Annotated in this window: 10 protein-coding genes and 1 tRNA gene; 8 read left to right on the forward strand and 3 right to left on the reverse strand. The window is 51.7% G+C overall.

Features of this window, described 5'->3' with window-relative positions; genetic code table 11:
• Positions 1 to 3 precede the first annotated feature (3 nt).
• Entirely contained in the window at positions 4 to 1,521 is a 1,518-nt protein-coding gene (locus M2120_RS07955; protein ID WP_280798200.1) for a hypothetical protein, read from the reverse strand.
• Positions 1,522 to 1,577: 56 nt separating this feature from the next.
• On the opposite strand from M2120_RS07955, the gene M2120_RS07960 reads away from it, so the two are divergent.
• From M2120_RS07960 to M2120_RS07970, 3 genes are read left to right on the forward strand one after another with little or no spacing between them, the layout of a single operon-like run.
• Positions 1,578 to 2,684: a DegT/DnrJ/EryC1/StrS family aminotransferase gene (locus tag M2120_RS07960; RefSeq protein ID WP_280798201.1), complete on the forward strand. Its 1,107-nt coding sequence runs from the start codon at positions 1,578 to 1,580 to the stop codon at positions 2,682 to 2,684.
• A gap of 14 nt (positions 2,685 to 2,698) precedes the next feature.
• Positions 2,699 to 3,109 carry a sugar 3,4-ketoisomerase gene (locus M2120_RS07965; RefSeq protein WP_280798202.1) on the forward strand — a complete coding sequence of 137 codons (411 nt, stop codon included), beginning with the start codon at positions 2,699 to 2,701 and terminating at the stop codon, positions 3,107 to 3,109.
• Positions 3,110 to 3,121: 12 nt separating this feature from the next.
• Positions 3,122 to 4,105 (forward strand): glycosyltransferase family 2 protein, encoded by a 984-nt coding sequence (locus M2120_RS07970; protein ID WP_280798203.1) that lies wholly within the window; start codon positions 3,122 to 3,124, stop codon positions 4,103 to 4,105.
• Positions 4,106 to 4,108: 3 nt separating this feature from the next.
• Here M2120_RS07970 and M2120_RS07975 read toward each other — a convergent pair.
• Positions 4,109 to 4,181: transfer RNA gene (locus M2120_RS07975), tRNA-Arg, on the reverse strand.
• A gap of 59 nt (positions 4,182 to 4,240) precedes the next feature.
• Here M2120_RS07975 and argS point away from each other — a divergent pair.
• From argS to thrB, 5 genes are all read left to right on the forward strand, one after another.
• Positions 4,241 to 5,905, forward strand: coding sequence for an arginine--tRNA ligase (gene argS, locus M2120_RS07980; RefSeq protein ID WP_432418553.1), 1,665 nt, complete (start codon positions 4,241 to 4,243; stop codon positions 5,903 to 5,905).
• Between the two features lie 135 nt (positions 5,906 to 6,040).
• The gene (gene lysA, locus M2120_RS07985) at positions 6,041 to 7,468 is read left to right on the forward strand and encodes a diaminopimelate decarboxylase (protein ID WP_280798204.1); all 1,428 of its coding nucleotides are present in this window, start codon (positions 6,041 to 6,043) and stop codon (positions 7,466 to 7,468) included.
• The gene (locus tag M2120_RS07990; RefSeq protein WP_280798205.1) at positions 7,468 to 8,796 is read left to right on the forward strand and encodes a homoserine dehydrogenase; all 1,329 of its coding nucleotides are present in this window, start codon (positions 7,468 to 7,470) and stop codon (positions 8,794 to 8,796) included. Before lysA ends, M2120_RS07990 begins: the two co-directional genes overlap by 1 nt.
• 1 nt (position 8,797) lies before the next feature.
• Positions 8,798 to 9,883: a threonine synthase gene (gene thrC, locus M2120_RS07995; protein ID WP_277495588.1), complete on the forward strand. Its 1,086-nt coding sequence runs from the start codon at positions 8,798 to 8,800 to the stop codon at positions 9,881 to 9,883.
• The gene (thrB, locus tag M2120_RS08000) at positions 9,883 to 10,833 is read left to right on the forward strand and encodes a homoserine kinase (RefSeq protein ID WP_280798206.1); all 951 of its coding nucleotides are present in this window, start codon (positions 9,883 to 9,885) and stop codon (positions 10,831 to 10,833) included. The genes thrC and thrB overlap by 1 nt, the downstream gene beginning before the upstream one ends.
• Positions 10,834 to 10,839: 6 nt before the next feature.
• On the opposite strand, the gene M2120_RS08005 is transcribed toward thrB, so the two are convergent.
• Positions 10,840 to 11,712 (reverse strand): glycosyltransferase family 2 protein, encoded by an 873-nt coding sequence (locus tag M2120_RS08005; RefSeq protein ID WP_280798207.1) that lies wholly within the window; start codon positions 11,710 to 11,712, stop codon positions 10,840 to 10,842.
• Positions 11,713 to 11,848: the final 136 nt, after the last annotated feature.

Consider the following 11,848-nt stretch of genomic DNA (forward strand, 5'->3'; position numbering starts at 1 on the left):
TTTCTAACTGCTTCTGAGCCGAGAGAGCTTTGCTTTGAGGAGCTTGCGGTTGACCTTCCAACTCCTGTGGCGCCAAGGGTCTACAGAAGCTAAAACAGAATCAGTCAATGTTGGAGCGCCGCCACTTCGAACAAATGACGAGGCGCGGACAGCAAATGGGGGAGCAGAAACATCCCATGTTGCCCAATCGTTGGCCAGGGTTTGCAACGGCAAGTCCCTTAGTACGGTGCAGGCAATGAAGCGTTTGGCTTTGTGGGAATCAACATTCCACAGTTGAAGATTGTCGTCATCTATGTGTTCTGGGCCAAGGACCTGACGGGTATCTGCAATCAGTCCGTAATACGAAGCAGCGCAGTTCCACACCGGAATTCCTTGAGCACTTGCTTCCAGACCGATAGTCGAGTCCCACACCACAATCCCAGCGCATTCCTTGAGTAAGGAATACGAACTCGTGGCGTCATCGTGCCAATAAACCTCAAGATGGGGGTGCTTGGCAGAAAGATCTTTAAGCCCTTTCAGTTCTCGAACGAAACATGCATGTTCCTTTGTGCTGAGATTTGGGTGGACACGCATGAAACAAGTGAAACCTTGCGATTCAAAGTAGGTGATGAGGGTGTCAAATGCTTCAAATTGACTTGTCCACGAGTGCAATTGCCAGTCGGGACCAAGGTGAAGAAATTCGTCTTGTGAAGACGTGAAAAACCCGATTCTTTTTTGTGATGGTTTCACTTCGTCGCTTGAAGAATCTTGTTCGCTCCATATTGCCGAGTATTCATTACTCGACGATTTAGATGGAAGTCTGGCTTGTAGCCAGGCATCCGCAATACTTTCGACTTCGGCGTGAGGCAGCCCCTCGAGAACGTGTTCGACATCACCTTGAGTGGCGATTCTGTCATGAGGGGAGTAGGGGCGGAAGAACGCATGATCTTTCGTCGCCCCTTTTTCGAAATGGAAAACGGGAACTCCAGCTCTTATGAGAGCTGTTTTTGCCATTCTTTGCACAGGAAATCGGCCATTAGGAATATAGGCAACTTCGAATTTGATAGATTGCAAAAGTTCAGAGGTACGAAGATATGAGCTCGTGCCTTCTGTTAATAGTCGCTTTCTTGTCTTGACAATCCGAGGCTTTGAAAAGTTCAAAATATCCGTGCGAAAATACGTCAGCATTGCAGACTGAGTTGACTCGTGTAGTACTTCTTCTACTTCAGCGGGCAGCGCCTGAGGTTGCGCATCTATCTCTTTCGCAGAAATAACTTTCACGCCACGTTCAGTCATCCTGGGGGCAAAAATTTGTGCGCAACTTTTGTAGCCAAAGAGGTTGAGGAATCGTGGCGAGTAAGTTTCGGTAGGGCTCGTCATTATCGTTGCCAGATCGAACACAATAGGTGTCCGTCCAGCCCGCACAGATTCTCGTGCAATTTGCTCAACGATTCTCAAATACTCGGGGTCGTATCCGGTGGAGATAATGAGCGCGTTTGTCATGAATGTTTCCGTTAAATAAGGCACGATAGTCTTTATCATTATGGTCGAAAAATCCTTGAACAACGGACTATATCTAGGCTTCGGAGGTTCCTCACGTGGCTGAAATAGTTGTCCCCTTCAATGATTTAGGTCGTGGCACTCGCGATCTCCGAACTCAGATTGATTCAGCTATAGCCCGCGTGGTTTCAAGTGGTTGGTTTGTTCTTGGCCCTGAGCATGACGCTTTGGAAACAGAGCTTTCGGAATACATGGGTGTGAAACACACAATCAACGTGGGTAATGGCACGGACGCTCTTGAACTTGCACTGGCTGCAGTTGGCGTTACAGCGGGTAGTCAGGTAGTCACGGTAGCTAACGCTGGTGCCTATACGAGCACTGCGGCACTTCTGTTAGGTGCAGAACCTGTTTATTGTGACGTAGATTCCACAACCTTGTTGATGTCAGTTGAGACTTTGGAAACAACCCTTGCCTCGCTCGCGGAGAAGCCACAGGCCATTGTGGTCACTCACCTTTATGGAGCACTCGCACCCATCCTTGAGTTGGTGGCTGTCGCACACAAGCACAACATTGCAATTATTGAAGACTGCGCCCAGTCACTCGGTGCGACTCTTGGAGGCCGACGCGGTGGAAGCTTTGCAGATATTTCGACTACAAGTTTTTACCCCACCAAAAACCTAGGTGCACTCGGCGATGGTGGAGCAGTATTCACCAATAATGACGAACTCGCCGACAAGGTCAGACGTATGCGCCAATACGGTTGGGCGTCTAAATACAGCATTGAATATGCCCATGGCAAGAACTCTCGTTTGGATGAAATTCAGGCTGCAATTTTGCGAGAAAAACTCCCATTGCTTGACGCGCAAAACGAGCGCCGCAGGAACATACACGCACAATATGAATCTGCAGCCCACGAGGGAATCACGCTCGTTAATTCGGCTACTGAATCATTCATTGGCCACTTGGCGGTCGTGGTCTGCGATAACCGAGATGCTGCACGAGCCTTGGTTGAGGCGTCTGGCGTAAAAACGGATGTGCATTACCCTATTCCTGATCACCGTCAGAAATTTCCTGATTTCGTTCCTCGAGAGGCTTCCCTGCCTGTAACTGAGTGGGCTTCTGCTTCCATTTTTTCTGTTCCGTTGTTTCCTGAATTGGAAGCACGTGAAGTAGATGTAATTACGGAAGCACTTTCGAATTGTTAGAGACTCCAGGTGGGTTGCCTCAGTTAGTCGAACTGAGTGGTTTTGACGATCATCGAGGCAGTCTTGTTGTGGGAGAGCTCCATCAGCAACTTCCTTTTGTTGTTGAACGATTCTTTTTTGTTTCCAAGGTTCCCGAAGGGGAACCTCGAGGAATTCATGCGCACAAAGAATGCCACCAGTTTTTAGTGTGTGTTGCAGGGTCCGTCAAAGCAATGGTCGATGATGGGGACACGCGAACGGTGGTGACTCTTGATCGCCCAACTCTCGGACTTCACATGCCTCCATTGACGTGGGGTGCTCAATATGACTACTCACCCGATGCTGTTTTGCTTGTGCTTGCTTCTCACACTTACGACGCTGATGATTACATTCACTCTTACGACGAATTCCTGTCGATAGTTTCAGTTCGACACACTCAAGGCTGAATTCTTACCATCATGAAGATTTCCGTCGCAATGTGCACCTATAACGGTGCAAAATACGTTGAAGAACAGCTCTCCAGTATTTTGAAACAAAGCTTGCTTCCGTCAGAGATTGTTATTTCTGATGATGGATCTACAGACGAAACTTTAGACATTATTGAGAGCTTCTGGTCAAAGAAAAACCAAACTTTTCCTCTTGCAGCTGATGTTTCACTTACTGTTATCAAAAATCCTTTATCTCTTGGAGTAACCAAGAACTTTGAACAGGCACTACTTGCTTGCCAACATCCAATTCTTGCTCTGAGTGATCAAGATGACATTTGGCAACCTGACAAACTTGAGAAGCTTGTGCCGCTTTTCGAGAAGGATCCAAAACTTCTTTTCGTTTTTACTGATTCACGGCTTGTCGATGCGGCGGGTAAACCGCTAGGAGTCACCTCCTTCCAAGCATTGGTTGTATCTGAGACAGAACGAACTGCCGTTACTTCTGGAAATTCACAAGCAGTCTTTTTGAGGAGGAACCTGGCCACAGGTGCAACTGTCCTCCTTCGCAGGAATTTGCTCGATTACGCGACACCTTTCCCTTCAGAGTGGGTCCATGATGAATGGCTTGCTTTAGTTGCATCTTTTGCAGGACAAGTTCACATGAGCGATGAATGCTTAATTGATTATCGCCAGCATGGAAATAATCAAATAGGCATGAAAAAACCAGGCCTTCGGCACTATGTAGGGCGTCTCGTCTTCCCTCGGACAGAAAGAAATACTCGTTTATTTGCACGGGCAAAGGCAATGAACTCTCATCCATACTTTCTCAATGATCAAGGGGATGCTCACAATGCAGCTGCCGGGAAACTTGCCCATGAACGTGCTCGTCAAGAGCTACCCGCTAAACGATTAAAGAGAATTAGGTACGTGTTAGAAGAGAAAAGAACCGGCCGCTATGACACCTTCGGGCTTGGCCTACAAGACGTTGTGCGTGATTTGATTCAGCCTGTTTAGAAGTGCCCTCGAGAGGATTCGAACCTCCGACCTTTGGTACCGGAAACCAATGCTCTATCCCCTGAGCTACGAGGGCGGGACTGAACAAGGCTATCAGTCAGGCCATGGGCACCCCGGCCGATAGAATTGAGGACTGTGACCCCTCAAGACTTAGCTCGTGAACTATTTGAGCGCATCCTTCTCGTTGCTCAACGTGGTAATCACGACTTTTCCTCTCTTTCTGTTGATGACGTTGTTCTTGAGCGACCAAAAAACCGCGACCACGGTGACTGGGCTTCCAGCATCTCCCTCAAACTAGCTAAGCCCTGGGGTTTGAACCCACGTGATCTTGCAACCGAATTGGCTGCTGAGCTTGAATCTGTTGAAGGGATAGCTTCTGTTGAAGTTGCAGGACCTGGATTTATCAACATCCGCCTCGATGCTGCATCAGCAGGTGCTCTTGCGAAAACCATCGTTGAAGGTGGAATTGAATACGGTCGCGGTGATGTTTACCGTGGCGTGAAGCTCAATCTTGAGTTTGTCTCAGCGAACCCTACTGGCCCTATTCATATGGGCGGTACTCGTTGGGCTGCTGTTGGTGACTCGCTCGCACGTATTCTCCAGGCAGCTGGTGGTGAAGTAACCCGTGAGTATTACTTCAATGATCACGGTGCGCAGATTGACCGTTTCTCACGAAGCCTTATCGCTGCGCATCTTGGTGAACCTGCTCCCGAAGATGGGTATGGCGGGGCATACATTCATGACATTGCTGCACGTGTAGCAGCTGCATATGCCAATGATTTGACCGTCCTTCCTCGAGAAGAGATGCAGGAAGTCTTCCGTTCCATCGGTGTAGAACTGATGTTCGGTGAGATCAAAGCCAGCCTTCATGAGTTTGGCGTGGACTTTGATGTGTACTTCCACGAAGACTCACTCCACGAATCCCGCGCAGTTGAGCGCGCAGTAGAGCGACTGCGCCAACAGGGCCACATCTTTGAACAAGATGGAGCAACTTGGCTCCGCACAACAGATCTTGGTGACGACAAAGACCGTGTGATCATCAAGAGTGACGGTCAAGCTGCCTATATTGCAGGGGACCTTGCGTATTACCTAGACAAGCGTGAACGTGGCTTTGATCGCAACATCATCATGCTTGGTGCTGACCACCACGGTTATGTTGCCCGCATGATGGCCATGTGTGCTGCGTTCGGTGATGAGCCAGGTGTGAACCTGGAAATCATGATTGGCCAGATGGTCAACTTGGTTCGTGACGGTCAGCCCATGCGCATGAGTAAGCGTGCAGGCACCATCGTGACACTTGAAGACTTGGTTGAAGCAGTTGGCGTGGATGCTGGTCGTTATGCACTGGTGCGCAGCTCGAGCGACTCACAGCTCGATATTGATCTAGACCTTCTGGGCAAAAAGACCAACGACAACCCTGTTTTCTACGTTCAATACGCACATGCACGCACCTGTGCGGTAGGTCGTAATGCTGAGGCTTCTGGTGTCCGTCGTGAAGATGGATTTGCCCCAGAGCTCCTCGACCACGAGGCAGAATCTCAACTGCTTGGTGTCTTGCAAGAGTTCCCTCGTATTGTTGCTCAGGCTGCTGAACTACGCGAGCCTCACCGAGTCGCGCGTTACATCGAAGAGGTTGCTGGTTACTACCACCGTTGGTACGACAAGTGCCGTGTCATTCCACAGGCTGATGAAGAAGTTACAGATCTTCACCGCACAAGGCTGTGGCTCAATGATGCGACTGGTCAGGTTATTCGAAACGGTCTTGGTTTGCTGGGTGTTTCTGCTCCGGAGCGCATGTAGCCAGTTCGCGCGGGTGTTTTCACTCGCCTAGAATTGAAGTTCACCGCGCTTCGCGCTTGGTGAAAGGCTTCAGGGACCAAGCCGGGTCCGCTCGCCCACACTTTGACTCTGATTTTCATCTCATGAGGTATTCCTGTGGTTGCTAACCCGCTTGCTCCACACTGGCTCGACGCCAGTGTGGATGACAACGCGCTGATCAGTGGCATATGGTCCTCCAATACTGGTCGTAATTCCTCAGGCGAACTCGAAATCGCAGGACTCTCAGCTTCTACACTTGCCGCTGAATTTGGGACACCTCTATTCGTTGTAGACGAATCACATGCGCGTCAGCGTGCTTTGCTGGTTCGATCAGCTTTTGATTCAGCACTTGGCGCTGTCGGCGCCAAGGCAAAGGTCTACTACGCAGGAAAAGCATTCTTGTGCACTGAAGTGGTGCGCTGGGTTTCTGAAGCTGGTCTCAATGTGGATGTTGCAAGCGGGGGAGAGCTCGCGGTTGCGCTCGCAGCAGGACTGAATCCAGCTCGAATCGGTCTGCACGGCAACAACAAGTCGCAAGCTGAAATCGAGCGAGCTGTCGACCTCGGTGTCGGCACCATCGTCATTGATTCTTTCGTTGAAATCGGACGCGTTGCTGATGCAGCTCGCCGTGCCGGAAAGACCCAAAGCGTCCGTCTTCGTGTGAACAGTGGTGTTCACGCTCATACTCACAGTTTCCTTGCTACCGCGCATGAAGATCAGAAGTTCGGCGTCACTATTGCTGACGCCCCTGCCCTTGTTGCTGAGATTCGCTCACATGAGTCTCTGGAGTTTGTCGGTCTGCACTGCCACATTGGTTCTCAAATCTTTGGAACCGACGGTTTTGCAGAGTCTGCAGCACGTTTGCTTGCGCTTCATGCTGAACTCCTCAAGGGTGGACCTGTTCCAGAACTCAATCTCGGTGGTGGCTTTGGTATTGCCTATACGCCAGCGGATGAACCAACTCCTATCGAAGAGATTGCTCAGGAGATTGCTTCTGTGGTTTCAGCTGAATGTTCTCGTCTAGGTATCGATATTCCAGTTATCTGTGTTGAGCCAGGTCGTGCAGTAATTGGAACCTCCACTTTCACGCTGTATGAAGTGGGAACTACTAAAGATGTCACCGTCGACGTTATTGACGAGAACGGCGTCCCCACCGGCCAAACTGCTGTTCGCAAGTATGTGAGCGTTGACGGTGGCATGAGTGATAACGCTCGGCCAGCGCTTTATGGAGCTGATTACTCGGTTCGTATTGCGAACCGAGTATCCGATGCAGAACCTGCATTGGTGCGCATCGCTGGAAAGCACTGCGAATCCGGAGACATTCTTGTCTATGCGGATTACCTCCCCGGAGATGTCCACCCAGGTGATTTGTTAGCTATCCCAGCTACGGGCGCTTATTGCTGGTCACTTGCCAGTAATTACAACTACTTAACACGACCTCCGGTCGTGGCTGTCAAAGACGGTGTCGCACGCGTGATTGTGCGCGGCGAAACAGAAGAAGACCTCTTAGCGCGCGACATGGGCGTTATCCGAAAGGCACAGTAATGATTGAGTACCGAAACGTCCGCGTAGCTTTGCTTGGCGGTGGAACAGTAGGAGCCCAGGTTGCTCGACTGCTTCTCGAGCACAAAGAAGAGTTTGCTTCACGCGTGGGAGCAAGTCTGGAACTCACTGGGATTGCCGTGCGCAACCTGGATGCAGCTCGTTCTGCAGATCTCCCTAAAGAACTGTTCACCACAGATGCAGAATCTTTGATTTTGGGTGCCGACATCGTTATTGAGGTTATGGGGGGCCTCGAACCTGCACGAAGCTACATCTTGCAGGCAATCAACTCAGGCGCAGACGTTGTCACAGCTAACAAGGCTCTACTTGCGACGCACGGAACTGAGCTCTTCGAAGCAGCAGAGCGCGTAGGCGCTCAGCTGTACTTCGAAGCAGCAGTTGCGGGCGCTATCCCCATCATTCGCCCACTGCGTGAAAGCCTTGCCGGGGACCGCGTGAAGCGCATCATGGGCATTGTGAACGGAACCACCAACTACATCTTGGACAAGATGGACACCGAAGGCGCGTCATTCGATGACGCGCTCGCGGTGGCTACAGAGCTGGGATATGCCGAAGCAGATCCCACCGCAGATGTTGATGCTTTTGACGCAGCTCAGAAGGCCTCCATCTTGGCCAGCCTCGCTTTCCACACAACTATTCCTCTGGAAAGTGTTCACCGTGAAGGAATTCGCGAGATTACAGGTAAGACGGTTGAACTTGCCAAGAAGGCTGGATACGTGGTCAAGCTTCTTGCCGTATGCGAGCGCTTGACTGATGCCGCAACTGGTGAAGAAGGTGTCTCTGCTCGCGTCTACCCTGCGTTGATTTCGCGTGAGCACCCTCTTGCTGCTGTGCACAAGGCAAATAACGCTGTCTTCGTCGAGGCAGAAGCAGCCGGCGCGCTGATGTTCTATGGCGCAGGTGCTGGCGGCCCCGAGACTGCTTCTGCAGTTCTGGGAGACCTCGTCTCTGCGGCACGCCGTCACGTCATCGGCGGCCCTGGGCTGGGTGCGTCTACGCACGCTAACCTGCCTGTGCTTCCAATCAGCGCGATCACTACCCGCTACCACGTAACGTTGTCCGTCTTTGACCGCCCAGGTGTGCTTGCTTCGGTAGCCGAAGAGTTTGCCAAGCACGGAGTTTCGGTTGAATTGGTTGAACAGGGTACATTCGGCAGCGAGGCGGTGACTGGAGAAGCGGCTGTGACGGCTACGCTAGTTATTGGCACGCACGCAGCACTTGAGTCTGATCTGGCGGCCACCGTTTCCGCTCTCGCACAGCTGGATGGCGTGAGTTCAGTGGTTTCGGTTCTACGAGTTGAAGGAGCCTAAATTGGCACACCAGTGGCGTGGAGTTCTGCCCGAATACGCAGACCGCCTGAACATTTCAGATGCAACCCCCATCATCACCTTGGGTGAAGGTGGCACGCCACTGATTGAAGCTAAGGCTCTCTCGGCTCGCACCGGTGCTCGTGTCTTCGTGAAGTACGAAGGTATGAACCCTACAGGGTCATTCAAGGACCGCGGTATGACCATGGCCATCTCCAAGGCTGTTGAGCACGGCGCTAAGGCTGTTATCTGTGCTTCCACTGGAAACACCAGTGCTTCTGCTGCAGCGTATGCAACCCACGCAGGCATCTCTGCAGCTGTGCTCATCCCAGAAGGCAAGATCTCCATGGGTAAGCTCAGCCAGGCTGTTGCCCACAATGCTGAAATCATTCAGATCGAGGGTAACTTCGATGACTGCCTAGATATTGCTCGTGACCTCGCAGAGAACTACCCCGTTCACCTGGTTAACTCGGTCAACCCTGACCGTATTGAAGGCCAGAAGACTGCTGCTTTTGAAGTTGTTGAAGTTCTTCAGGATGCTCCTGACTTCCACTTTGTTCCCGTAGGTAACGCTGGTAACTACACCGCTTACTTCCGTGGCTACAGCGAAGAGCTCGAACGTGGAGCTTCCACCAAGCTTCCTCGCATGTTCGGTTTCCAGGCAGCAGGTTCTGCACCTATTGTTCTGGGGCACCCTGTCAAGAACCCTGAAACCATTGCAAGTGCTATCCGCATCGGTAACCCAGCTTCGTGGGAGTTCGCTCTCGGTGCACGAGACACCAGCAATGGTTACTTCGGTGCCATTGACGACGCAGGAATCCTTGCTGCTCAACGCATCCTCTCCGCAGAGGTAGGCATCTTCGTCGAGCCAGCCTCCGCAATCTCTGTTGCAGGTCTTTTGGAGCGTGCCGAAAACGGTCACATTCCCGCAGGTTCAACCGTTGTCTTGACCGTGACCGGTCACGGTCTCAAGGACCCACTGTGGGCCTTGAAGAAGGCAGACGGTACTGAAGTAACCCCAACTGTTGTTCCTGTCAGCACCGAAGAGGTCGCTGGCGTACTTGGTTTGGTCAAGGGCGCTTCACACTAATGTCTTCAGGGTCCATGCAGGTGCCGGTAGGCAGAGCGGTTACCGTTCGCGTACCGGCTACTTCTGCAAACTTGGGCCCCGGGTTTGACACTCTTGGTCTGGCTTTAGGCTTCTATGACCAACTTGAGGTTTCTACCCGCTCTGAACCTGGCGCAACTGTTGAAGTCATTGGCGAAGGCTCGGTGGACAGTGCAGCTCCTGTTTCGACTGATGAATCAAACCTTGTAGTTCAGTCCATTGCTCACGCTTTCGCGCATGCGGGCGTGGCAATGCCAGGGCTGAACCTCCGAGCTCACAACCAGATCCCTCATAGCCGCGGCATGGGGTCCTCGAGTGCTGCAATTGTGTCAGGTTTGATCGCAGCTCAAGGCCTCCTTGAGGGAATCTATGACTTCGACGCTGACACCTTGTTGCGTCTTGCCACTGATCTTGAAGGCCACCCCGACAATGTCGCACCCGCGCTGTTCGGTGGCCTGACCATTGCGTGGACCACTGAAGATGGCCCACGCTGCAAGCGACTGCTTGTTCACCGTGGTGTTTCACCATTGGTGTTGGTTCCTTCGTTCACCATGTCCACTAAGCAGGCTCGCGCTCTCCAACCAGAGAGTGTTCCGCACGAAGATGCCATCTTCAACGTGTCGCGCTCTTCTTTGTTGGTTGCTGCACTTACTCAGAGCCCTGAACTGCTTTTTGAATCAACCGAAGACAAGCTTCACCAGGACTATCGTGCTGAGGCAATGCCTCAGACCAGCACACTGATCAAGCTTCTTCGCGAGCACGACTTTGCAGCGGTTGTCTCAGGTGCAGGCCCCTCGATTTTGGTTCTTTGTTCTGATCCTGCCCAGCGAGTGGAGGCAGCAAAGCTCGTTGCCAAGCACGAAGAAACACCTTGGCGAGCACTCATGCTTGCTGTGGACTTCGCAGGCGCTTCCTACGCACCTGCTGAATAACAACTTCTACGTTGTTGCTTTTCTGGCTTGGAGCCAGAAGCGCAAGGCAAGACCTATGCGGATTACTCCGCGAACTGGCGCCCACAGGATGCCCTTGTATTTCACTTGAATGAAGTGCATGGCACTTTCATGGTGAATGCGCAGCATGGTCTTCTTAATTGCCTTGGTTGATTCGCCACCGATGTGGGTAATGGAAACCTCTGGAACATAGAGGTTGGTGTAACCCAACTTGCCTAGGCGGTAACCCAGGTCTACATCTTCGAAATACATGAAGTAGCCATCATCGAAGCCACCCACTTCAGTGAAGAGATCTCTCCGAATAGCAAGACATGCACCTGAGACCCAACCGGTTGAAACGGTTTTGTCCTGAAGGTGTGCTTCGGAGAGGTAGTTCTTGGTCCACGGGTTAGAAAGCCAAATATTGGCAAAGAGTGCGTGTCCAACACCATTGCGAATGGACGGGATTGACCTAGCTGAAGGGTAAACAGACCGGTCTTCGTTGAAAATACGGGGGCCTGCTACGCCTACTGTGCTGTCTTGAACCGCGTTCTTGAGTGCGACAACAGTTTCGAGGTTTAGCTCACTATCTGGATTACACACCAGCAGAGTAGTGAACTCTGCAGGAAGTACAGGTACTGCTTTGTTGACGGCAGATCCGTAGCCCACATTCTTATCGAGCTTGAGCAAGTTGACACCGAGTTTCTTGGTGAGCTTCTCAGTAACCCCAATATCTGCAGAGTTGTTGTCCACCACGGTGATCTGGTTAGGAGAGGCAACCGACTTCACAGCGCTAGCGAGGAAGTCTGCCAACTGCGCGCTGGAGTTGTAGCTCACGGTAATGATGGCTACATCGCTAGGGGCAGTTGTGGTGGCAGTCATGAGAAATTTCCTTCCCCAGACTACAAGGGCACGCCAGAACTAGCTGGAGCTCAGCCTGGGCATGAGCAAACTGCTATTATGTAAGTGCACCGGTTGAAGTCGCGAAATCTCGCGAAAGCCTCCCGGAGCATTCACC

Origin of the sequence: Aurantimicrobium minutum, assembly GCF_029893825.1 — a bacterium.
In the GTDB taxonomy this organism is placed as follows: domain Bacteria; phylum Actinomycetota; class Actinomycetes; order Actinomycetales; family Microbacteriaceae; genus Aurantimicrobium; species Aurantimicrobium minutum_C.